Consider the following 22,546-nt stretch of genomic DNA (forward strand, 5'->3'; position numbering starts at 1 on the left):
CGAAGGCTGCCAGGCCTGAGCCTCGAAACCACCGGCCATCGAGTTCGTCGAGACCACTATTCAATTCTCTACCCAAATTCTTAGATAACCGTAGAAGCAACGAGAGTGAGCAGCCCACGTGACTGAGTCCACCGGGAACCTGATTAGCGGCGGCGACGGCGACGGCGGCGACGGACCCGGCCCCGGCGGTCGGATCGAGCCGATCGACCTGCGCGAGTCGATGAAGCGGTCCTACATCGACTACGCGATGGCGGTCATCGTCGGTCGGGCACTGCCCGAGGTGCGCGACGGCCTCAAGCCGGTGCACCGGCGCGTGCTCTACGCGATGTACGACGGTGGCTACCGTCCCGACCGCGGCTTCTCGAAGTGTTCGCGCGTCGTGGGTGACGTGATGGGTCAGTACCACCCGCACGGCGACACCGCGATCTACGACACCCTGGTGCGTCTCGCGCAGCCGTGGGTCATGCGGGCCCCGCTGATCAACGGTCAGGGAAACTTCGGCTCGCCGGGCAACGACCCGGCTGCGGCCATGCGATACACCGAGTGCCGGATGGCGCCGTTGGCCATGGAGATGGTCCGCGACATCACCGAGGACACCGTCGACTTCGGACCCAACTACGACGGTCGGTCCGAGGAGCCGCTGATCCTTCCGGCCCGCTTCCCGAACCTGCTGGTCAACGGCTCGGCCGGCATCGCGGTCGGGATGGCCACCTCGATCCCGCCGCACAACCTGCGCGAGGTCGCCGACGGCGCCCTGTGGGCGCTGGAGCACCCCGACGCGACCCGCGAGGAGTTGCAGGAAGCGCTCATCGAACGGATCAAGGGACCCGACTTCCCCAACGCCGCGCTGATCGTGGGCCGCCAGGGCATCGAGCAGACCTACCGCACCGGTCGCGGTTCGGTGACCCAGCGCGCGGTCATCGAGATCGATGAGGACTCCAAGGGCCGCACCATGCTCGTCATCACCGAGCTTCCCTACATGGTCAACCCCGACAACCTCGCGCTCAAGATCGCCGAACTGGCGGACTCCGGCCGGGTCCAAGGGATCTCGGACGTCCGTGACGACACCTCCTCGCGCACGGGTCAGCGCCTGGTCGTCGTACTCAAGCGCGATTCGGTCGCTCGGGTGGTGCTGAACAACCTGCTCAAGCACACCGAGCTGCAGACCAACTTCTCCGCCAACATGCTGGCCCTGGTCGACGGGGTGCCGCGCACCCTGACCATCGACCAGTTCATCAGCCACTGGGTCGAGCACCAGATCGACGTCATCCAGCGTCGGACGCGTTACCGACTGTCCGAGGCCGAGAAGCGGGCCCACGTCCTGCGCGGTCTGGTCAAGGCCCTCGACGCCCTCGATGACGTGATCGCCCTGATCCGTCGCTCGCCCGAGGTGGACGACGCCCGCCGGGGTCTGATCGAGATGCTCGAGATCGACGAGATCCAGGCCAACGCGATCCTCGACATGCAACTGCGCCGCCTGGCCGCCCTGGAGCGCCAGAAGATCGTCGACCAGTTGGCAGAGATCGAGCTGGAGATCGCCGACCTCGAGGACATCCTCGCGAACATGAGCCGCCAGCGTCGGATCGTGGCCGAAGAACTCAACGAGATCGTCGAGAAGTACGGCAACGAGCGGCGTACCCAGATCATCGCCGCCGATGGTGACCTGTCGATGGAGGACCTCATCCCCGATGAGGACCTGGTCGTCTCGATCACCCGCGGTGGCTACGCCAAGCGGACCCGTGCCGACCAGTACCGCACCCAGAAGCGGGGCGGCAAGGGAGTGCGTGGAGCGACCCTGCGCGGTGACGATGTCGTGGAGCACTTCATCGCGACCTCGAACCACCACTGGTTGCTGTTCTTCACCACGGCTGGTCGGGTCTACCGGACCAAGGCCTACAACCTCCCCGAGGCCTCGCGTGACGCCAAGGGCGGTCACGTCGCCGGGTTGCTGAGCTTCCAGCCCGACGAGTCGATCGCCCAGGTGTTGGCGATCCGCGACTACGAGCAGGCGCCATACCTCGTGTTGGCCACGCGCAGTGGGCTGGTGAAGAAGACCCGACTCGGGGACTACAACAGCCCGCGTCAGGCCGGCGTCATCGCGATCAACTTCCGTGAGGACGACGACGTCCTGATCGGCGCTGAGCTGGTCTACGCCGAGGACGACATCTTGTTGGTCTCGCGCAAGGGCCAGGCGATCCGGTTCCGGGCCGACGACACACAGCTGCGTCCCATGGGTCGCGCGACCTCAGGCGTCTCCGGTATGAAGTTCCGCAACGACGACGCCCTGCTGTCGATGTCGGTCATCCGGGCCCAGCAGGTCGCGGCCGAAGCGGCCGCAGGCCTCTCGGAGATCACCGAGGACACCCCCGAGGTCGAGCCCACCGCGGCCGCGGTCGAGGAGGTGCGTCCCCAGTTCGTGTTCACCATGACCGACGGGGGCTTCGCCAAGCGCAGCCGGATCGATGACTACCGCCTGCAGTCCCGTGGCGGGCTCGGGATCAAGACCATGGCGCTGGCCAACGAGGACCGTGGCGTCCTGGTCGGTGGCTTCATCGTCGAGGAGGGAGACGAGGTCATGTCGATCACCCAGGCGGGCCAGGTCGTGCGCAGCCCGATCAACGACCAGTTCCGGGCCACCGGACGCTCCACGATGGGCGTGAAGTTCGTGTCGCCGAAGAAGAACGACGTCGTGGTCGTCGTGGCTCGCTCGGTCGAGGCGCGCGAGGTCGATGAGGAGAACCCGGAGGGTACGACGGACGAAACGGCCGTTGATGCACCTGTGGACGGACCCGTGGACGGACCTGTGGATGAAATGGAGGCCGGGACCGCCGATGTGACGTCGGAGGAAGCGTCTGACGAGCCCACCGAAGCGGCGCCCGAGAGCGACGACGAGGACTGAGCGACGGACTCGGAATGGTCGGATATGGTCCCGGATGTCACAATCGGGGGGTCTGCACCCTGCGGACACCGCGGGTCCGGGGACAGTGATCCGGCCGCGGCGAGGACTTGCGGAGAGATTGAGGACTGATGGCGGAGAGTTCCGGCCAGTCGAACCCAGGCACGGCAACCCGCTCGGGGGACGACTCCGACACGGGTGACACCGCCGTACGCCCAGGCCTCGCCGAGCGGATCCAGGCCAAGCTCAACCAGGCCGCCGAAGCCACCAGCTCGGTCACCGAGCGGGTCACCGGGGCAGCGGCGGACCGCAAGGCTGAAGCCGCTAAGTCGGCGCCCCGCGGACCTCGTCGGGCGCGCCTGCGACTGACCCGTATCGATCCCTGGTCGGTCATGAAGACCTCCTTCCTCCTCGCGATCGCGTTCGGCATCGTCACCGTGGTGGCGGTCGGCATGGTCTGGTCGGTGCTCGGTGCAGCGGGTGTGTGGGACTCGATCAACCAGACCGTGCAGGAGAGCATCGGCGGTCCTGGCACCTCCGACCTCGACGTGGAGAACTACGTCGGGACCTCCCGGGTCCTCGGATTCACCATGCTGGTGGCCGCCGTCAACGTCGTACTGCTGACCGCGATCGCCACGTTGGGTGCCTTCCTTTACAACATGGCCGCCGCGCTCCTGGGCGGCATCGAGGTCACCCTCGCCGAAGATCAGCACTGAGCACCACCCAGATTATGAGGGCTTCCCAGCGGTGGGGTAACGTTCGCCGCTGGCAGTTGCCGATGCGGGCCTATAGCTCAGGCGGTTAGAGCGCTTCCCTGATAAGGAAGAGGTCACAGGTTCAAGTCCTGTTAGGCCCACCCCGATTTCTCAGATCGATTGCCTGTCCGCAGCACGATGGATCACAGTTGGAGCCACGATGAAGAAGATCATCCTCGTTCTACTCGCCGGCGTCGGCGCGGCCTTCGCGAACAAGAAGGTCCAAGAGGGCAAGGCAGAGCAGGCCCTGTGGGCCGAGGCGACCGACACCGTCGACCGCGCCTGAAACCTGCTGGTCGCCCCTGTGGAAACCAGCGCCAGCCGCTGGTTGAGCTGGTCGAGACCACGGAACCTTGATCCCCACAACCGAATATTGACCCTCACGGGGCCTTAGCTCAGCTGGTAGAGCGCTGCCTTTGCAAGGCAGATGTCAGGAGTTCGAATCTCCTAGGCTCCACCACCATCTGAACCCGCCCGCGAAGTTCGCCAAATGGCCCCTCGAAAGCCGTCAACTGGCCCTTCGACGGGTCTCTGACTCGTTCAAGCGGGGCCATTTGCCGCACCTCGGTGGGCCATTTGCCGGACTTCGTGTCAGGTGGCGCGGCGCTCGAGGAAGACGGTGTCGCGCCAGACGCCGTCGAGCTGGGCGATACGGGTGCGTACGGCGAGCGTGCGGTAGCCGGCGGAGTGGTGCAGGGCCAGGCTGGCGCGGTTCTCCGGGAAGATCGAGGTCTGCAGCGTCCACATGCCCGCGGCATCGGCCTCGTTGACCTGCCGGTGCAGCAAGGCCTTGCCGACCCCACGTCCCTGGGCCGACCCGGCGACGTACACCGAGGTCTCACCCACGCCGGCGTAACACTCGCGCGTCGAGGTCGGCATGACCGCGGTCCAGCCGACGACCTCGTCGTCGACGGTGGCGACCCAGGCCAACCCGGGCAGCCACTTGGCGCGCAGCACCTCCGCTGTCGGCACCTGCGTCTCGAAGGTAGCGTTCCTCGTGGCTAGGCCTTCGGCGTAGATCGCCAGGATCGTGGGTAGATCCGCGTCGGTCACCTCGCGGGTGGTCACGTCGGTCGGCAGGTCCTCGGGGCAGCACGGCACGGAGGCGAGGGTGCCCATCACCACGTCCGCGGCGTGGGGCAGACCGGTGCAGCAGGCCGCGTTGACCGACACCAGGCTCGAGGTGCCGACCCTGTCCACCGCGACGAAGTCGGATCTGCGGAGCAACTCGACGTGGTGGGAGCAGGTGGACTGACTGATCCCCAGCGTCTTGGCCAGATCGCCTACCTTCACCGAACCTGAAGGAGACGTGGACACGGCGTGCAGCAACCGCACCCGGGTCGGGTCGGCCAGCACGGCGAACCACTCGGCGTAGTTCTCCGCATCGGACTGGCTCAACGTAGGACTTGTGCTCACCTGAGGAACCCTACCTTGTATTCATCGACCGACATCGATACAGTCTATTCATCGACCTACTTCGATGAATACCTAGGAGACACCATGGAACAGCCCCTCGCCATCATCGGTGCCGGCCCGATCGGTCTGGCCGCCGCAGCCAACGCCGCCGAGCGCGACCGCGACTTCGTCCTCCTCGAGGCGGGACCCGAGGCTGGAGCGACGGTGGGGGAGTGGGGCCACGTCCGGATGTTCTCCGCCTGGTCCGAACTCATCGACCCGGCGGCCCGGCGACTTCTCGAGGCCCAGGGCACCTGGAGCGCTCCGGACGACGCGGCGTACCCCACCGGCGCCGAATGGCGCGAGCACTACCTCACGCCCCTGGCCGCCTTTCTCGACGGCCTGGACCGCGGCCAGATCCGGTATGACGCCCGAGCCACCGGGGTGGCCCGCGCCGGCCGCGACCTGTTGGTCGACTCCGGTCGGGAGGCCGATGCGTTCGCCATTCACGTGCAGACCGCTGCCGGGCACGAGCGCTTGCTCGCCTCCGCGGTCATCGACGCCTCGGGCACCTGGACCCGGCCCAACCCGCTGGGCGCCGATGGCTATCCCGCGTTGGGCGAGGCCGAGAACACCGCCCGCATCACCTACGGGATCCCCGACTTCACCGACCCCCTCACCACCCAGCGGTACGCCGGAAAGCACGTCGCCGTCGCCGGCAAGGGGGCCTCGGCTCAAGGGGTACTCATCGGGCTCGCTCGGCTCGCGGAGCAGGACGCGGACACCACCGTCTCCTGGCTGTTGCGCCGTCCCAGCGTGGGTGAGGCCTTCGGCGGTGGCGACAACGACCAGCTCGAGCAACGCGGCAAGCTGGGTCAGGACGCGCAGGCCGCGGCCGAGCGGGGTCACGTCACCCACGTCACCGAGTTCCGCACCGAGTCCGTCACCGCCCAGGACGACGACCGGCTCACCGTGACCTCGGTCAATGGCAAACAGGTCACCGACATCGACGAGATCATCGTGGTCACCGGCTTCCGTCCCGACTTCTCCTTCCTCTCCGAGGTCCGCCTGGACCTCGACCCGGCGCTCGGTTCGACCCGGGTCCTGGCCGAGCAGATCCACCCGGACCACCACAGCTGCGGCGACGTCGAGCCGCACGGCTACCTGGAGTTGAGTCAGCCCGAGGCCGACCTCTACCTCGTCGGCATGAAGTCCTACGGCCGCGCTCCGTCGTTCCTGGCCATGACCGGGTTCGAGCAGGTCCGCTCGGTCGTTGCCGCATTGGCCGGCGACCTCGAGGCCGCTCGTCGGGTGGAGCTGGTGCTGCCCGAGACCGGGGTCTGCAACGGCGCGGGCGCCTTCGATGCACCGGATGCCGTCGCGACCTCGGCCGGCTGCTGCGGGGCTCCTGCCGAGGCGCCCGAACTGATCACCCTGGGCAAGGCATGAGCGAGACGCCGCGGGTTCTGTTCGTCTGCGTCAAGAACGGTGGCAAGTCCCAGATGGCGGCCGGGCTGACGCGACACCTCGTGGGGGAAAGCGTCGAGGTGGAGTCCGCCGGCACGCGTCCGGGCACCTCCCTCAACGCGCTCTCCGTGGAGGTCCTGGCCGAGGTCGGCGTCGACATCGCCGACCAGCGCACCCAGCCCATCACCGCCGAGATGATCGACGCCGCCGATCTGGTGATCACCCTGGGCCGGGAGGCCGTGGTCGAGGCGCCCGAGGGAACCGCACGGGAGAACTGGGACACCGACGAACCCTCCGAGCGCGGGATAGAAGGTGTCGAACGGATGCGACTGGTCCGCGACGACATTGCCGCCCGCGTACGGGATCTGGCCGGTCGACTCCAGGTTCTCTGATCCTGGGGCATCCGCGACACCGCAGGACGTAGCACCCCGAACAGTGCGACACTCCGCGCATGGGGATCCACCACCGCCTCGGTGCGCTGCTGATCGCTGCTTCGTTGGCCACCGGCTGCTCCGCCGAACCCGAAGCGACCGAGGCCGCGCCCCCGGCCCCGGCCCCGACGACGACCGCGCCGGCACCCACGCCCGCACTGCAGGCCCTCGCCCGCATCCCGGCCACCGCGACCGACGTACGGTTCACCGACTTCGCCCGCATCAAGGGCGATCTCGGGACCCCGGACCTCGACAGCACGAGCCCGGTCGATGAGCGCGCACAGTTCTGGCGTCAGACCCTCTCCCAGAGCGCCACCCTGACCCGCGGCCTCCTGCGGCCGGTCGACCAGCAGTTGCGCACCGACTACGCCTTCACCAAGGACGACGTCGTGTGGGAGGCGGACTTCACGACCCCCGAGGGGCCCGGTTGGATCCTCGCGCTGCGCCAGGGCGTGTCCATGGGCTCGGTGCAGGCCGCGGTCGAGGACGGCGTGGGCGACCTGGTCGACGGCGAGGTGGACATCGCGCATCGACTCGTGTCGTCGCGGGCCGTGAGCGCGGAGGAGGACAGCCTCGCCGCGGATCCCGACGTCGCCGCGCTGATCGCGCCCTCGGCCGTCTCGGTCTACCTCGCGATGACCTGTGTCGACCCCGAGACCGCGCTGGGCGGGCCGCTGACGGCACTACCGGCCGCCACGACCCAGGCGCTGGGTGGCACCCAACCCCTCGACGCCTTCTCGATCACCTTCGGATCCACCTTGGCCACGGTCAGGGTGGGTCCGGGACGCGCCGACCTCAACGCTCGCCGCAGCCTGGCCGAGCCCCCGTTGGCCGAACCCGACGTGGCCACGGCGTACGTGCGCGGGGTCGCCGACGCCCAGAGCGGCCGCATCGGGTTCGATCTCGGTGACCCGGTCCTGGCCGCCTCGCTCGCGCTCGAGGGCCGACTGCCGTTCGCGGCGTGCCCTGCCTAGAGGCCTGCTACTCAGCTCGAGCCAACGCGGCGAACTCCGTCGCGTCGTGGGCGCTGAAGACGGTGACGTCGTCCGCCGGGGTCCGTAGCTCTCGCAGCCGCGCCTGGTTGGCCACCCGTGCACGGTTGTCGTGGGCGACCACCCGCTGGAAGAGCCGTAGCGACGCCGGGCAACGGGGAGGCGTCTCGGTCTCCTCGGCATGGAAGTAGGAGTCCCCGGCGTGCAACAACCACCCACCCTCGGGACGGCGTACGGCGACCCCACAGTGGCCCGCGGAGTGACCGTGCAATGGCACCAGGACGACGTCGTCATCCAGGGCGGTCACCGAGGTGAGGCCCTGCCAGGTGTCGCCCCCGTCCGCGCGGTGGGTCACCCAGGTCGGGTCGTGACCCCACTGGGCGGCGACGTAGCGGGCCCGGTCACGAGCCCCGGGATTGCGGGCCACCTGGAGCTCGTTGGCGTGCACGTGGATGCGGGCCCGGGGGAAGTCCCCGATCCCGCCGGCGTGATCGAGGTCGAGATGGGTCAGCGCGATGTCGGTGACGTCCTCGCGCCGGAAGCCCAGGCGCTCGACCTGGGCCAACGCGGGCTCGGCCGGATCGAGGGCCGGTCGCATCAGGGCGCGGAAGGGCTGCCCCAGGCGCTTCGGGGTGGCCAGATCCTGCGACCCGAAACCGGTGTCGACCAGCAGCAGACCGTCGGTGCGTTCGACGAGCAGGACGTGCGCCACCACCGGGGGTGTGCCGATCGGGTTCATGGTCGCGCAGTTCAGGTGATGGATCACGGGGTACTTTCGTGCAGTCTGCGAACGGTGGGGGAGGTCTCGATCTCCGTCGGCTGCGGGAACGTCCCGAGCAGACGGTCCGCGGTCCCAGCGGTGGTGACAGTGAACCAGTAGTTCTCGTTCTTGTAGTGGTGAAGTCGGTGATTGCGCCAGACCGCGCGGTACCACCGCGAACGGGGCCGGTAGTCGCTGTGCACGAGGTAATGGATCCACTCGTAGCCGAACATCAGGGCGAGCACCGACACGAGCAACGACCCCGCACTCTGGGGAGTCGGCATGGCCAACCAGGCGACGATGGCACTCGCGGGGAGCAGCCACACCAGGGCCGGCCACGGGATGAAGATCAACGGAAGGTCGCGCGGATCGCGGTGGTGCTCGCGGTGTTTGCGCGCCAGCAGCGAGTCGATCCGCACCCGTGCGAGTTGACGCGGACGCCAGTGCAGGACGAACACGTGGATGGCCCATTCGATCAGCGGCAGCAACACCACGAGGACTACGGGGATCGCCAGCTCCCACCAGGCACCTCGGCCCAGCATGCTCCGCACCGCGATGGTCGCTCCGAGGGAGCCTCCGATCAGGTAGGGGCTCGGGTGGCGCCAGAACTGACGTGCGGCTTCCCGCAGGGAGACGTTGGTCCTGCGCGGACCGGTGGTTCGCAGCTGCCGCTCGTCGCGCGCCACCTGCTCGATGGCCTGAGCCTCGACCCGGTCCGCCGGCTTCGTCATGACTCCTCCAGGCCCGTGAGGGCGGCCAGGATGCTGTCGGTCGCGGGGCGCAGGACCCGTTCGGCGGCCGCCTTGGCCGTCTCGGGGTCACCGGCGCCGATCGCTGCGGTCAACACCGCGTACGCCCCGCTCTGTCCGACCTCCTCGGCCATCACCGGGGCCAGTGCCTCCAGGGCCGGCTCGTAGGCGGCGCGCAGGCTGTTGAACATCATCCGGAACACGACCGAATCCGCGGCGTCCACCATGAGGTCCCAGAACTCCAAGGCATGGACCTGGCGCTCGACGCCGTCCTCGGTCCGTCCCAGGGCTTCGACGCAGTCGGTCAGCGCTACCGCCAGCGTCGGGCCGCCGCGTCCCGCAGCGAGGGCGGCGACCGCGGGGCCGATCGCGAGACGGGCCTCGAGGATGCTGCGCACGACCACCGTGTCGAGACCCCCTGCTCGCACCAGCAGGGCCGGGAGCAGGTCCAGTCCGGCGTAGCGCTTGAAGTCGCGGACGGTGGTGGATCCTCCGTGTCGTACGTCGAGCAGTCGGGTCTGCGCCATCCGCTGCAGGGCTTCCCGCACGGCCGGACGTGAGACGCCGAGGACCTCCGCGAGACGTCGTTCGCTGGGCAGGGTCTCGCCCGGGGAGATCTCGCCGGAGATGACCTCGCCCAGGACCTGGTCGAAGACGTCGTCGGGGACCGACCGGCGGGCTACGGGGTGAAGGGGCATTCTCGGAGCCTGGCATTGGGCCGGTCAGAGGTCAAGTGGTCTGACCACTTTGTTGGGTCAGACTGACCGGCGAAGCGATCGTGGGGTGATCCGGGCCCAGACCCGCCTCCAGAGGGTGGCCTCGTGGCGCAGATCGGTGAGTTCCCCCTCGACGAGGTCCCAGAACTCGGCGGCCGCCTCCTCGCCGGGGTCCGCGCTGGCGAAGGTGCGCCGGTCGGCCTCCAGGGCTAACAGGTCGCCTCGAGCGAGGACCCGAGCCTGGGCCGGCCGGGTCAGGCCTGGCGGTACGTCGTGGCCGAGGTCGCGGGCCCGGTCGATCAGCTCCGCCCACGCCCCGGCGTACCGTGCTGCTCCGGAGCCCGTACGCCGTCGCCGACGTCGGCGCACCGTCTTCAGCACCAGCGGCGCGAACGACACCACCAACAGCGGGACGACCAGGAGCCACCACCAGTCGCGGTCCACGACGGGCGGTTCGTCACGCTCGTCGGCCTCCCGGGCGGGGTCCTCCGGCTGGGGCTCGGCCTGTTCGAGATCCTCCGGGTCGGGCGGGTCCGGGAAGTCGCGCAGCTGCGGACCCCCGAACACCTGGGCCCCGGTGGGTCGCTTCGTCGACATGAACTGTTCGGTCGGAACGGTGTGCCAGGTGCCGTCGGCCAACCGCACCTCGACCCAGGCCTGCACGTCACGACCCCGGATCAGCCCGTTCTTGGGCACCACGGCCCCGACCACGACCCGCGCGGGGATCCGGATGCGGCTGACCATCAGGGCGAAGGCGGCGGCGTACTGCTCGTCGTTGCCCACGGTGGGTTGGGCCAGGACGAAGTCTTCGCCGAGTCGTTTGACCGACTGTCCCGCGGCGAACTGTGACTCGAAGCCCGAGATGCCGTCGCTGTAGAACCCGATCTTCTTCAGCGTCGCCGCGACCTTGAACAGCGCGTCGATCCGGGTCACGGCACCGAAGCGGAACAGGGTCGTGGGCTCGTCGATGAACCGCGCCTGCTTGAACAGGTCCTCGTCGAAGTACGGCGCCGCGTCGTCCGAGCGCTTCAGTGAGGTGTCGGGGATGACGGTGGTGAAGGTGTAGCGCTCCTGGGTGGCCGGGTCTCCGCTCATCACAGCCGTGGAGGTGGCGGGGTTGTAGCGCAGGTCGGTCGGATCGGCGCTGCTCGACCGGTCGAACTCGAAGCTCTGCAGGGCCCCGACCGTGGGCACCCAGGGCAGGTCCCACTTCCCGCTCAGCGTCACCGTCACCTCGGCCCGCTTCCCCTTCGCAGGGTTGTCGATCTGCGAGGAGACGCCCAGGAACCGGTCGTCCAGCCGCAGCGGATCGGTGTTGTTGTCGGCCTTCCACCGTTGGCCGTCGTAGGTGTCGAGCGCCGCGAACCGGATCCGTGACCCGGTCGGCGCACCCTCCACCCGCAGCAGACGGTCCTCGAAGACGTTGTCCTCGGTCCCGGGGGTCTGTCGGGTGAAGTCGCGGAACTGGTCCAGCGGGGTGCGGAGCCGTTCGGCGTCGAAGGGGTCGGCGCGGTCGCGCAGCAGGAACCGCTCGGCTCCCGGTGGTGGGTCGACCTCGGTGTCCGGGATGGCCGGGATGATCTCCTCGTCGCTGATGCCGGACGTCGGTCCGGTGGCCTGGCTCAGCGTGGGTGCGCCCACGGCGACGACGGCCAGGCTGGCCGCCAGGATCAGGCCCACGCTGGCGGCGATCCGACGACCGCGGGCCGGGTCGTGTCCGGTCCCGCTCTCCTCGTCGCGCAACGCCCGCACCCGCATCCACAGCACGGCCACCCCGGCGAAGGCCATCCCCTGACCGATGACCGACGTGGTGCTGTGTTGACCCATCAGGATCACCGCGACGAAGGCGAGGCTCGGGGGGATCAGGGGCGCGAGCATCCGACGACTCCGCACCGACAGCGACACCGCCAGCGCAGGACCGAAGAGACTCAACAGCACCGGCGGGATCAGCACCGCCCCGGTCGCATCCACCGGCGGATGGGTCTTCATCAGGGTCAGCCAGGACGACCCGGTCCGGGTCATCCCGACCTCGAAGGAGTCCAGGCCGATCAACTCCACCCGACCCACGGCCAGGGGGCCGGCGATCAACAGGTAGACACCGATCAGGGCCAACAACACCCACTGCACGCCACCACCGGCGTCCGAGATGGCCACCGCGATGGCGATCCCCAGCAGCGCCACGGCGGTCGCGGCGATCCACCAACCGGGACCGGCGAAGGTGGCGGACCAGCCGACCATAGCCAGCGCGGACAGGGCGACGACGAAGAAGATGTCGACGGTGTGTTGAGGCCGGATCCGGGCCGCGAGGGAGGTGCTCATCCGATCGACTGTTCGGCGTACGCCGACAGGGCGGCCGGGAGGTGGGTGAGGTCGGTGACCGTGACGAGGTCGGGTCGGGCGGTGGCCTCCTCGGCGCCGCTGAGGTCGGCACGCAGGGTCAGCAACTGGCCCTCTCCCGTGGCCTCGGCGCGCACGCGCTCGACCGATTCGTCGGACAGGTGGGCGCCGCTGACCACGATGACCTGGCTCGCGGCCAGGATCAGGGAGCGGGCGGAGGTGGTCGCGGAGACCAGGTCGGCCCGGGCGGACCACTCGACCCGACACAGGGCGTCGAGCACCGACTCGGCGGTCCCGGTGAGGTGGGCGACCCCGCAGACCAGGCTCAGGTCGTAGCCGTCCAGGGCGGCCCGACCAACCACCGAAGCGGCGATGGATAACGCCAACTCGAACTCATCGGGGGTGGAGTAAGCGGCGCGGTCGTCGTCGACGATCACGACGGCGTGACTGCGCCGGGTGTCGTGGTACTGCCGGATGTACAACTGTCCCGTCCGGGCCGAGGAGCGCCAGTGCACATGGCGCAGGTCGTCGCCGCGGACGTACTCGCGCAACGCGTGGAAGGACAGGTCGCTCATCGACACCTGGTCGCTGGGGGTGCCCTCGAGGTCCTGGACGAACCCGGCGCCCATGGCCTCCAACGGCACCATCCGGGGCCGTACGAGCAGTTCGACCGGGACGGTCCAGGAGGCGTGGCGCCAGAAGAAGCCGAGCGGGTCGGTCCGGCGTGCCCCCACCGGCCCGACGCGCAGTACGCCGCGCCGCGGGGCCGGCACCTCGAATGGCATGGTGTGCGGTTCGCCGCGTCGCAGCACCGGGAGCCGGACGGGGACACGGGCGTGCACGACCCCGTTGGGAGCACTGATCGGGACGATCACCAGCGGGTGGTACATCCGGATCCGTCGCAGGTTGGTCACCTTCAGAACCGCGCGGCTCGCGTTGCCCGCGACGGTGTGGGCGGGGGAGAGGTCGAGCTCGGCGCGGACCACGGTGGGCAGCGCGGTGAAGATCAGCGAGACCACGAACAGCAGTCCCAGCACTGCGGCAAAAAGACGGAACTCGGTGTAGCCGGCGTACTCCCCCAGCGTCAGCCCGGCGATCGCGAGGAGCAGGGCGGCCCGTCCGGCGGGGGTGATCCCACCGAGGATCGTCCTGATCAGCACGGGAAGGCGGCGACGCAGTCGGTTCATCACGTCGCGGGGATCACGCGCGGACGGTGGGCGGGGTGACCGTGCGGAGCAGCTGATCGATCACCTCGTTGATGCCGACCCCGCTGAACTGGGCCTGGGAGTCCAGCAGCACGCGGTGGCACAGGACGGGTTCGGCCAGCGCGGTCACATCCTCGGGTACGACGCTGGCCCGACCCTGCGAGGCGGCCCAGGTCTTGGCCACGCGGATCATCGCCAGGGCACCTCGCGCGGAGAGACCCATCTTCACGTGCGGCAGGGTGCGGGAGGCCTCGGCGAGCTCCCGGACGTAGCGCACGATGACCCGGTCGACGTACACCCGCCCGGCCAGGGTCGCCATCTCGTTGAGGTCTGCGGTGGTCACCGCGACGGTGGCCAGGGAGGCGCGGTCGCGAAGGCCTGATCCCAGCAGCAGTTCCTCGGTCGACTCGGCGTCGGGGTAGCCCACCGACGTCTTCATCAGGAACCGGTCGAGCTGGGCCTCGGGCAGGCGGTAGGTGCCGGCCTGCTCGATGGGGTTCTGGGTGGCGATGACCATGAAGGGTCGGTGTACCGAGTGGGTGACTCCGTCGACGGTGACGTGCCCCTCCTCCATCACCTCCAGCAGCGCCGCCTGCGTCTTGGGCGAGGCCCGGTTGATCTCATCGGCCAACACGATGTCGTGGAAGATCGGTCCGGGGTGGAAGGAGAAGGTGCCCTTGTGCTGGTCGTAGACCGTCACCCCGGTGACGTCGGTCGGCAAGAGGTCGGGGGTGAACTGGATCCGGGCGTGACTTCCCTCGACGGTGTTGGCCAACGCGCGCGCCAGCATGGTTTTCCCGGTGCCAGGGAGGTCCTCCAGCAGCAGGTGTCCCTCGGAGACCAGGCACGTGGTGGCCAGGCGTACGACGTGCTCCTTGCCCAGGACCGCCTGACCGACCGACCCGACGATCCGGTCGAAGTCGGAAGCGAAGCCGGCGGCCTCCCGGTCGGTCAGGGGGTCGGTGCCCGCAGCGGACTCGGTAGTCGGAACGGCGCTATGGGTCATGCTGGGGAAGATTACGCCTGCCGCTGCTACCGCAGGCGGCTACTGGCACTCCTGGTCGACCGAGCGCCCGTTCAGGGAGTTGTCGACGCTGCGGAAGCAGTAGCGCGGACCGATGGGGGCTCGGTTGTCCCGCAACGTCAGATCAGTCCCGACGAAGTCCTGGCCGCCCGACCAGATGCCACCACCCTCCTCGGTGGCCGAGTTGTCGGCGATGACACCGCCGCGGTAGCGCACGGGCGCGTCGGACCTGAGGTACAACCCTCCACCGTGGCCGGCCGCCGAGACCTCGTGCGGTCCGGCCTGGTTGTCGATGATGTCGACGTCGGTCAGGTCGTGCTCACCGTCGGCGAGGTACATCCCGCCGCCGAAAGTGGCGGCTCGATTGCCGGAGAACACCGAGTTCGACAGACGTAGCGTCAAGGGCCACCGGTGCTGGTCGTCGGCGTCCGCGAACAATCCGGCACCGGACGAGTAGTTTCCGGTCGCTCGGTTGTCGGTCACGGCTACCTGGTCGAGCAGAACGTCTCCGGCTTCGAGGTAGAACCCGCCGCCACCGCCGGAGATGCAGCACGCGTATTTGTTGGTCACCACGTTGGAACGCACCGTCGAGTTGCGCAGCGAGAAGCCCTGCGGGCCGTCGCCCGGGCTCAACCTGCCCACGAAGACTCCTCCTCCGCCAGCGTCGCTGGTATTGGTGACGATGTCGCTGGCGACGACGTCCAGCGCACCCTGCCCGTAGAGGGCCAGGCCACCGCCGAACGCCTGATAGGTGTCACTTGGGTGGGGTGGGTCGAACCTCCTGAGACCGACGGAGTTGCGCAACGTCAGCGTGGAGTCCATCGAGACCGCGCCGTCCCGCACCGCCAATCCACCCCCGGCGACCCGCGCGTCGTTCGCGCGCAGCCGCGAACCGGTCATGGTCAGGGTTCCGCTGTCCACGTGGATCCCGCCACCGAATGAGTAGTAGGCGGAGTTGGCCTTCAGCATCGAGTCGGCGATGGCGACGACGCTCTCGGCGGCGTAGATCCCGCCACCGCCGTAGCCGGCCTCGTCTGGGGCGAACGAGGTGTTCTCGACCAGGGTGGAGGCACGCAGACCCACCGAGGATGCACCCTCGATCAGCAGTCCACCACCGTTCATCTCCGCCATGTTCCGTTCGAGGACCACCCGATCGGCCAGGAGGCGTCCCCGGTCGCCGACGTAGATCCCTCCGCCGTGCTTCCCCCCGTAGATCCGGCGCTGACGGAAATCGGTCCTTCGTGCTTGGTTTCCGCTCACCTCGGTACGCCGCATCACCACCGAGGCCCCGCGGATGGCCACCCCGCCACCGAACCAACGCCCGATGTTGTCGGAGATCCTGGAGTCCAGCAGGCGCGCTGAGCCGCCCTCGATCGAGATGCCACCGCCCACCGCACGGGGTGATTCGTCGGTCACCGAGTTGCCGTCGACCACGCTGCCGCGCAGCGTCAACCGACCAGTCGAGCGGATGGCGCCGCCGGAGGTGCTTGGTCCGGGATCGCCGCCGTCGAGGGTGACCGACTTCAGGACCAAACGTCCCGAGGAGCGCACGTCGAAGATGCGGTCGGTGCCGCGGGCCCGGATCGCCTTCCCGCGACCCAGGAGCAGGACGTTGCCGGAGACATCGAGGTCGCCGCGCGTGGCGGGACCCCGGGTGGGCCGGGTGGTCGAGAAACGGATGGTCCGATCGAGTCTGATGACCGTTCGCGCGCCGCCGCGGGCGTTGGCTCGCACGACGGCGCGGCGCAACTGGCGTTCGTTGCTCACGGTGATCCGCAGGGCAGAGGTGCGTTGCGCTGAAGTCACAGGACCCAGCGGCGTACGACCCGCTGTTGCCTGGGCCGGCTGGGCCGCCTGACCCGGTTGAACTGCCTGGGCCGGCTGGGCGACCAGGGTCAGCGACGAGGCGGTGATGAGCACCAGGGTCGTACGGGTGAGTGGGTTCAACGTAGGCCTTCGCGATCGATCGGTCGGGATCCCCGCAAGGTACCCGTGGGAGCCGACGCGAAACAGTCGCGCTCCCAGGGTCCGTACCCTTGAGCCCGTGGCCCGGTATCTGACTTCGCGACTGATCGGTGCCACCGCGCTTGCGATCGTCTGCGTTATGGCCGCCGGGGCCCTGGGCCTGTGGCAGCTGTCCGCCTGGCAGGCCATCCGCACCGCCGAGCAGTCCGATCTGACGCAGTCCGCGCCGGTCCCGCTCACCGACGTGATGGGACCCGACGACCCGTTCCCGGGTCGCGACGTGGGGCGACCGGTGACCCTGTCCGGTGAGTGGTTGCCGGCCAGCACCGTGTTCGTCTCCGGACGGGAGATCGACGGGGTCGAGGGCTACTGGGTGGTGACTTCCCTGGCCGTCGGAGCGGTCGATGACCCCGCGCTGCCTGTGGTGCGCGGCTGGGTCGCGGACCTCGAGGACGGCCCGCCGAACCCGACCGGATCCGCGTCGGTGGAGACCTGGCTGCAACCCACCGAGGGCACCGGTCAGGCCGACGACGACCCGAGTGACGACGTACTGCCCCAGATGCGGACCGGTGACCTCATCCAGCGGGTCGACCAGGACCTGTACGGCGCCTACGGCGTCTCGACCACGCCCCTGGACGGGTTGGAGCCGGCCTCGCTGGAGCAGCTGCCTCCGGCGGGCCGGTTCACCGCGCTGCGCAACTTCCTCTACGCCGTGGAGTGGTGGATCTTCGGCGCCTTCGCCCTGTTCGTGTGGTGGCGGTTCGTGGTGGACGAGACCGCCACCGAGCAGGCGTGGTCCGAGCCGGTAGCGTCGGGTTCGTGAAGGGAACTCTGCAGCGCTACCGCGTGATGGCCGCCGTGGTCGGCGTCCTGCTCATCGTGCTCGTCCTGGTCGGTCTGCCGCTGCACTACGGCTACCTGCTCTTCGACGCCGACTTCTTGGCCAAGGCCGTCGACCCGAACGTCCCGGAGACCGGGGGGACGGGCTGGCGGATCGGGACCGACATCTCCGCCTACCTCGGCGTCGCCCACGGCTGGCTCTACATGATCTTCCTGATCACCGCGTTCCTGCTCTCCCGCAAGGCGGACTGGGATCTGCGGTTCACCATCGTCACGCTGCTCAGCGGCACGATCCCCGTGGTCTCCTTCTGGGCCGAGCGTCGCGCCACGGCTCGGGTGCGGGAGGAGTACGCCGAGGAACTGGACGGCGCGCACCACACGATCCAGACCGCCGGCCCATGATCACCCCCACCCACGTGGTCATCAACGTGGGTCTGACTCGATGGTCGAAGACCCGGAAGCTCTTCGCCGACCGGTCCACACGACGTCTGTTCATCCTCGGTGGCCTGGCGCCGGACCTGGGCCTGTTCATGATGACGGCGGGCACGACGGCGTACCTCGTGGTCGGCCGGGGCTGGAGCGTAGGCCAGTCCTTCGAATCGATCTTCGACGACTACTTCTACTCGAACCCGGCGTTCGTGGTCGCCCACAACCTGCTGCATGCACCGCTGGTGCTGGTGGGCCTGTACGCCGCGGGTGCCGCCGTACGCCGCAGCCGGCCCCGGGTGGGCGCCGGTCTGAAGGCGTTCGCCGTGGGGTGTGCGGTGCACACGGCCCTGGACATCCCGGTCCACCACAACGACGGGCCGCTGCTGCTGTTCCCGTTCGAGTGGTCGGTGCGGTTCAACAGCCCGGTGAGCTACTACGACGCAGACCACTACGGCTCGATCGTGGCCCCCATCGACGTGGCGATCACGGTCCTGGGCGGAGCACTGCTCCTGGGTGGGTGGGCGCTGCGACGCAGACGGCGTACGGCGGCTTCATCCGGTCGCTGAAAGAAAACTCCTGACGTCCCCGGGCGAAGGTGCCCCGGGAACGTCAGGAGTCCGGTTCACTGGGGGCTGAGCCCCCGGCAAACCACAGATCAGGCCTTGTCGTCACCCTCGAGGTCGATGACCTCGGCCGGGTTGTCCGGGGTGCTGACCGGGTTCGGCGCGTCGGTGGCGTCGGCCAGGGCCTCGTCGGGGGAGGAGCCAGAGGGGTCCTCTTCCTGTCCGGACTGCGGGGCGGCGGGAGTCACCGGGGTGGGTGCCGTGGGAGTCGAGGTCGACGCCGGGGCAGGCGTCGGGGTGTAGGAGGACTGCCAGTTGTCGCTGGAGTTCTTGCCCCCCTGCAGCTTCTTGGCCACGAAGCCGACAACGCCGGCGACGGCCGCGAACTTCACGACGCGCTTGAGCTTGCCCTTCTTCTTCGGGGCCGGCTCACCCTTGGCCTCGGCGACCTTGGCCTCGGCCAGGTCGCGGACCTGCTCGGCACGGTCACCGGCGTTGTCGCGGGCTTCGGCGAGGCTGGCTGCCGCCTTCTCCCGAGCGTCGGCGATGGCCGGTCCGGCCTTCTCCTTGGCGTCGGCGATGTACGGCGCCGCCTTGACCTTGGCGTCGGCGAAACCAGCGGCCGCCTTGTCGCGGGCGTCGGCGATCACCGGGGCAGCCTTCACGCGGGCGTCGGCGATGGCCGGTCCGGCCTTCTCCTTGGCGTCGTGGAACGCGGGGACCGCGGTGTCCTGGACGAAGTCGCGGGCCGAGTCCATCGCCGCCTCGACGTGGGGCTTGAGGGAGTCGACGTAGTCGCCGGCCTGATCGATCAATGTCTTCTTCTTGCCGAAGCCCATGCCGAGCCCCTTCCTATCGAATGCAACTCTCGGATGTTCGGTCATCGCGCGAACACGGGTGTTCACGCCGTCTCATCCCACCATGTCGAGGTGAGCCGACCAACCCCGGCCCGCGCGGCTTGGGGGCCATGGGAGGATCAACGGGCAACTCGGCGGGTGATTTCACCCTGCCGGTACCCACGGCATCGGGCACTACGCACGTGCTCATCCCATGACGGAAGGCAACCATGGCCGACAAGGCAACGCTCAAGACCAACCGGGGCGACATCACCCTGAACCTGTTCCCGAACCACGCGCCCGAGACGGTCGAGAACTTCGCCGGCCTCGCGAAGGGTGAGAAGTCCTACGACGCCGGCAACGGCAAGACGGGCCCCTTCTACGACGGCCTGGCCTTCCACCGCGTCATCGACGGTTTCATGCTCCAGGGCGGCTGCCCCCTCGGCACCGGAACCGGCGGCCCGGGCTACACCTTCAAGGACGAGATCCACCCCGAGCTCGTCTTCGACAAGCCCTACCTGCTGGCCATGGCCAACGCCGGTCCGGGCACCAACGGTTCGCAGTTCTTCATCACCGTCTCGGCCACCCCGTGGCTGAACACCAAGCACACCATCTTCGGTGAGGTGGCCGACCAGGCCGGGCGCGACGTCGTCGACGCCATCGGCAAGACCGCCACCGGTGCCGGCGACAAGCCCGTCGACCCGGTCGTGATCGAGAGCGTCGAGATCTCCTGAGCGAGCACTCTGCCTCGCCGACTCCTGAGGCGGGGGCGCCGGTCTGTTACCGGCACCCCGCCCGGGAGTCGCACATCCGGTGCCAACGGTGCGACCGGAGAATCTGCCCGGACTGCATGCGTGACGCGTCGGTCGGCTTCCAGTGCCCCACCTGCGTGAGCGAGGGCGCCAAGACGACGCGCAGCGGACGCACGGCATACGGCGGCCTGCGTCCCACGAACGCCTCGATCACCTCGATCGGCTTGATCCTCACCAACGTGCTCGTCTGGGTGTCCATCCTGGCGACCGGAGGCAACAGCAGTCGACTCGTCGACCTGTTGGCCCTGCGCCCCAACGGCGCCTGCATCTTCCCTGGCCGCAACGGCGTGGTCTTCGAGCAGTCCCAGGCCTCCTGCGCGGTCGATCAGGGGACCTGGCTGCCCGGTGTGGTGGACGGCGCCTACTGGCAGCTGATCACCAACGCCTTCGTGCACGTCGATCTGACCCACATCGGCTTCAACATGCTGATGCTCTACTTCTTCGGACCCCAGCTTGAGGCTCTGCTGGGACGCACGCGCTTTCTCGCCCTCTACGTGCTGTCCGCCCTGACCGCCTCGGCCCTGGTCTACTGGCTCTCCGGCGAGTACACCGCCACGCTGGGAGCTTCCGGAGCGGTCTTCGGCCTGCTCGGTGCCCTGCTCGTCGTGGCCTTCAAGGTCGGCGGCAACGTCCAGTCGCTCGTGATGCTGCTGGCGCTGAACGCGGTGTTCACCCTGGTCATCCCCAACATCTCCTGGCAGGGCCACCTCGGCGGATTCCTGGGGGGAGCGGCCGTCGCGGCCGTGCTGGTCTACGCCCCCAAGCCGCCGAAGCGGACCAGGTTCCAGATCGCCGGCCTGACCGGGGTCGCGATCATCGCGATCCTGGCTGCGGTGGTGCGCTCGCTGACGCTGTGACCTCGGTACGCAGCGCTCGACCGTATTTCAGCAGGGGCGAGACCCCTCGCCACCGGAGTGACGAGGGGTCTGGCGGGGTGAATTACACCGGTGGAAGTTCATCCCCAGCTGGGGATGAACCTGTGGATAACTCTCACTCCCACCGCGTGGCGTAGGTGAAGCCGACTCCCATGAGGCCGATCCCGACGAACAGGTTCTTCTGACCGAGGTCGTTGAAGACCGGGATGGCGGACAGGTCCTGGACGAAGATGTAGAACGTGCAGATCCAGGCCAGACCGAGCAAGAAGCAGCCCATCATGCCGACGGTGACGCCTCGGCCTCGGCCCAAGGGCGTCGAGGGGTGGGCGGCCACGATCATGCCGACGAAGAGCAGTCCGAACCCGATCAGGTAGTTCCAGTCCTCAAGATCCGCCATGAACGCGGGCTTGCCCGCGTCGGCGGTGAAGTCCGCGGGGCGCACGCCGATGTAGTAATAGGCCATCCAGGCGATGCCGGCGATCATCAGGGTGAGGGCGACGATGAAGCGTGGCCCCAGGTTGGCCCCGGTGACGCGGTCGGGGTCCTTGAAGTCGTGCTTGTCCTTCGCCTTGCTGAATTTGTTGAGCTTTGCCATGCGTACTCCTCGTGAGGGTCGGGGTTGAGCCCGTGTCTCCCACGGTGCTGCAGTTGTTGAGCCGCCTAGGTCTCGGGAGATACCTTAGACGGCATGAGCGATACAGGTGTGGAGGACTCGTCAAGGGACTCCCCTGATCAATCGTCTGGTCCATCGCCTGATCCCCACAAGCATGTCCGCAAGGACAAGCCCTGGCGGGTCGGAACCCCGATGGTCATCCTGCTGTGCGGGTCGCTGTTCGTCATCAGCGCTCAGAACAGCGAGGGCACCGACCTGCGTCCGGGTCGCTATACCGACCTGGCCAGCCTGGTCCAGGCCGAGACGGACGAGTACGACGCACTGCGCGCCAAGGTCAGCACCCTGAACGAGGACATCGCGACGCTCTCCGACTCGGTGGCCGACCGGGGTGTGCGCCAGGCCCGCACCCGGGCCGACCGTTTCCGCGACCCGGCCGGGTTGGTGCCTCGCACCGGTCCGGGGGTCATGGTGACGATGTCCGATGCGCCCGAGGACATCCAGTCCAGCAGCGATCAGAAGCCCAACCTCCTGGTCGTCCACCAGCAGGACCTGCAGTCGGTGGTCAACGCCATGTGGGCCGGCGGCGCCACGGCGATCACCATCCAGGGTCAGCGGGTGATCTCCACGACCGGTATCAACTGCGAGGGCAACGCGGTGCTCCTCCAGGGCCGGACCTACCCCCAGCCCTACGTCATCCAAGCCGTCGGGGACCCCAGCGCCCTCGCTCAGTCCCTCGAGGCGGACCCGGACGTGTCCGGCTACCGACAGGACGCCGCCACCCCTGACATCGCGATCGGCTGGGACTTCGCCGCCGCCGAGCGCGTCGACGCGCCGGCGTACGACGGGCTGCTCGACCTGAGCTACGCCGAACCGCTCGGCTGATCCA

Annotated in this window: 22 protein-coding genes and 2 tRNA genes; 14 read left to right on the forward strand and 10 right to left on the reverse strand. The window is 68.7% G+C overall.

The window, feature by feature from the left end:
- The first annotated feature begins 220 nt into the window (after window positions 1-220).
- From gyrA to ACYVLV_RS15540, 5 genes are all read left to right on the forward strand, one after another.
- Window positions 221-2,899, forward strand: a complete 2,679-nt coding sequence (gene gyrA / locus ACYVLV_RS15520; RefSeq protein WP_460812226.1) for a DNA gyrase subunit A — start codon at window positions 221-223, stop codon at window positions 2,897-2,899.
- A gap of 128 nt (window positions 2,900-3,027) precedes the next feature.
- Entirely contained in the window at window positions 3,028-3,612 is a 585-nt protein-coding gene (locus ACYVLV_RS15525) for a DUF3566 domain-containing protein (protein ID WP_460811314.1), read from the forward strand.
- Window positions 3,613-3,678: 66 nt separating this feature from the next.
- Window positions 3,679-3,752, forward strand: a tRNA-Ile gene (locus ACYVLV_RS15530).
- A gap of 59 nt (window positions 3,753-3,811) precedes the next feature.
- Entirely contained in the window at window positions 3,812-3,937 is a 126-nt protein-coding gene (locus tag ACYVLV_RS15535) for a DLW-39 family protein (RefSeq protein ID WP_460811315.1), read from the forward strand.
- Window positions 3,938-4,035: 98 nt separating this feature from the next.
- A tRNA-Ala gene (locus ACYVLV_RS15540) sits at window positions 4,036-4,111 on the forward strand.
- A gap of 131 nt (window positions 4,112-4,242) precedes the next feature.
- Here the strand turns inward: ACYVLV_RS15540 and ACYVLV_RS15545 are convergent.
- The gene (locus tag ACYVLV_RS15545) at window positions 4,243-5,067 is read right to left on the reverse strand and encodes a helix-turn-helix domain-containing GNAT family N-acetyltransferase (protein ID WP_460811316.1); all 825 of its coding nucleotides are present in this window, start codon (window positions 5,065-5,067) and stop codon (window positions 4,243-4,245) included.
- An 84-nt stretch (window positions 5,068-5,151) separates the two neighbouring features.
- Between ACYVLV_RS15545 and ACYVLV_RS15550 the strand changes: the two genes are divergently transcribed.
- From ACYVLV_RS15550 to ACYVLV_RS15560, 3 genes are read left to right on the forward strand one after another with little or no spacing between them, the layout of a single operon-like run.
- The gene (locus ACYVLV_RS15550) at window positions 5,152-6,495 is read left to right on the forward strand and encodes an NAD(P)-binding protein (protein ID WP_460811317.1); all 1,344 of its coding nucleotides are present in this window, start codon (window positions 5,152-5,154) and stop codon (window positions 6,493-6,495) included.
- Window positions 6,492-6,905 (forward strand): arsenate-mycothiol transferase ArsC, encoded by a 414-nt coding sequence (locus tag ACYVLV_RS15555; RefSeq protein WP_460811318.1) that lies wholly within the window; start codon window positions 6,492-6,494, stop codon window positions 6,903-6,905. Before ACYVLV_RS15550 ends, ACYVLV_RS15555 begins: the two co-directional genes overlap by 4 nt.
- 59 nt (window positions 6,906-6,964) lie before the next feature.
- Window positions 6,965-7,918 carry a hypothetical protein gene (locus ACYVLV_RS15560; RefSeq protein WP_460811319.1) on the forward strand — a complete coding sequence of 318 codons (954 nt, stop codon included), beginning with the start codon at window positions 6,965-6,967 and terminating at the stop codon, window positions 7,916-7,918.
- A 7-nt stretch (window positions 7,919-7,925) separates the two neighbouring features.
- Here the strand turns inward: ACYVLV_RS15560 and ACYVLV_RS15565 are convergent, their stop codons facing one another.
- Genes ACYVLV_RS15565 through ACYVLV_RS15595 form a run of 7 tightly spaced genes read right to left on the reverse strand, consistent with a single transcriptional unit; the run spans window position 7,926 to window position 16,674 of the window.
- The gene (locus ACYVLV_RS15565) at window positions 7,926-8,702 is read right to left on the reverse strand and encodes an MBL fold metallo-hydrolase (protein WP_460811320.1); all 777 of its coding nucleotides are present in this window, start codon (window positions 8,700-8,702) and stop codon (window positions 7,926-7,928) included.
- Window positions 8,699-9,427 carry a sterol desaturase family protein gene (locus ACYVLV_RS15570; protein WP_460811321.1) on the reverse strand — a complete coding sequence of 243 codons (729 nt, stop codon included), beginning with the start codon at window positions 9,425-9,427 and terminating at the stop codon, window positions 8,699-8,701. Before ACYVLV_RS15570 ends, ACYVLV_RS15565 begins: the two co-directional genes overlap by 4 nt.
- Entirely contained in the window at window positions 9,424-10,143 is a 720-nt protein-coding gene (locus ACYVLV_RS15575; protein ID WP_460811322.1) for a FadR/GntR family transcriptional regulator, read from the reverse strand. Before ACYVLV_RS15575 ends, ACYVLV_RS15570 begins: the two co-directional genes overlap by 4 nt.
- Window positions 10,144-10,200: 57 nt before the next feature.
- The gene (locus ACYVLV_RS15580; protein ID WP_460811323.1) at window positions 10,201-12,480 is read right to left on the reverse strand and encodes a DUF3488 and transglutaminase-like domain-containing protein; all 2,280 of its coding nucleotides are present in this window, start codon (window positions 12,478-12,480) and stop codon (window positions 10,201-10,203) included.
- Entirely contained in the window at window positions 12,477-13,685 is a 1,209-nt protein-coding gene (locus ACYVLV_RS15585) for a DUF58 domain-containing protein (protein WP_460812228.1), read from the reverse strand. Before ACYVLV_RS15585 ends, ACYVLV_RS15580 begins: the two co-directional genes overlap by 4 nt.
- Window positions 13,686-13,698: 13 nt before the next feature.
- The gene (locus ACYVLV_RS15590) at window positions 13,699-14,709 is read right to left on the reverse strand and encodes an AAA family ATPase (protein ID WP_460811324.1); all 1,011 of its coding nucleotides are present in this window, start codon (window positions 14,707-14,709) and stop codon (window positions 13,699-13,701) included.
- Window positions 14,710-14,748: 39 nt separating this feature from the next.
- Window positions 14,749-16,674, reverse strand: coding sequence for a hypothetical protein (locus tag ACYVLV_RS15595; protein ID WP_460811325.1), 1,926 nt, complete (start codon window positions 16,672-16,674; stop codon window positions 14,749-14,751).
- A gap of 97 nt (window positions 16,675-16,771) precedes the next feature.
- Between ACYVLV_RS15595 and ACYVLV_RS15600 the strand changes: the two genes are divergently transcribed.
- Genes ACYVLV_RS15600 through ACYVLV_RS15610 form a run of 3 tightly spaced genes read left to right on the forward strand, consistent with a single transcriptional unit; the run spans window position 16,772 to window position 18,527 of the window.
- The gene (locus tag ACYVLV_RS15600) at window positions 16,772-17,515 is read left to right on the forward strand and encodes an SURF1 family protein (RefSeq protein ID WP_460811326.1); all 744 of its coding nucleotides are present in this window, start codon (window positions 16,772-16,774) and stop codon (window positions 17,513-17,515) included.
- Window positions 17,512-17,934, forward strand: a complete 423-nt coding sequence (locus ACYVLV_RS15605; RefSeq protein WP_460811327.1) for a DUF3817 domain-containing protein — start codon at window positions 17,512-17,514, stop codon at window positions 17,932-17,934. Before ACYVLV_RS15600 ends, ACYVLV_RS15605 begins: the two co-directional genes overlap by 4 nt.
- Window positions 17,931-18,527, forward strand: a complete 597-nt coding sequence (locus tag ACYVLV_RS15610) for a hypothetical protein (protein ID WP_460811328.1) — start codon at window positions 17,931-17,933, stop codon at window positions 18,525-18,527. Before ACYVLV_RS15605 ends, ACYVLV_RS15610 begins: the two co-directional genes overlap by 4 nt.
- An 89-nt stretch (window positions 18,528-18,616) precedes the next feature.
- On the opposite strand, the gene ACYVLV_RS15615 is transcribed toward ACYVLV_RS15610, so the two are convergent.
- Complete coding sequence (locus ACYVLV_RS15615) at window positions 18,617-19,363, reverse strand: hypothetical protein (RefSeq protein WP_460811329.1); 747 nt, start codon at window positions 19,361-19,363, stop codon at window positions 18,617-18,619.
- A 227-nt stretch (window positions 19,364-19,590) separates the two neighbouring features.
- Here ACYVLV_RS15615 and ACYVLV_RS15620 point away from each other — a divergent pair, with 227 nt between their 5' ends.
- Together ACYVLV_RS15620 and ACYVLV_RS15625 are read left to right on the forward strand one after the other, a co-directional pair.
- Entirely contained in the window at window positions 19,591-20,094 is a 504-nt protein-coding gene (locus tag ACYVLV_RS15620; protein WP_460811330.1) for a peptidylprolyl isomerase, read from the forward strand.
- Between the two features lie 116 nt (window positions 20,095-20,210).
- Window positions 20,211-21,029 carry a rhomboid family intramembrane serine protease gene (locus ACYVLV_RS15625; protein WP_460811331.1) on the forward strand — a complete coding sequence of 273 codons (819 nt, stop codon included), beginning with the start codon at window positions 20,211-20,213 and terminating at the stop codon, window positions 21,027-21,029.
- Between the two features lie 133 nt (window positions 21,030-21,162).
- Here the strand turns inward: ACYVLV_RS15625 and ACYVLV_RS15630 are convergent, their stop codons facing one another.
- Complete coding sequence (locus tag ACYVLV_RS15630) at window positions 21,163-21,642, reverse strand: cell division protein CrgA (RefSeq protein WP_460811332.1); 480 nt, start codon at window positions 21,640-21,642, stop codon at window positions 21,163-21,165.
- Between the two features lie 210 nt (window positions 21,643-21,852).
- On the opposite strand from ACYVLV_RS15630, the gene ACYVLV_RS15635 reads away from it, so the two are divergent.
- Window positions 21,853-22,542 carry a DUF881 domain-containing protein gene (locus ACYVLV_RS15635; RefSeq protein WP_460811333.1) on the forward strand — a complete coding sequence of 230 codons (690 nt, stop codon included), beginning with the start codon at window positions 21,853-21,855 and terminating at the stop codon, window positions 22,540-22,542.
- The last annotated feature ends 4 nt before the right edge of the window (window positions 22,543-22,546 follow it).

The organism is Nocardioides salsibiostraticola, assembly GCF_054783655.1.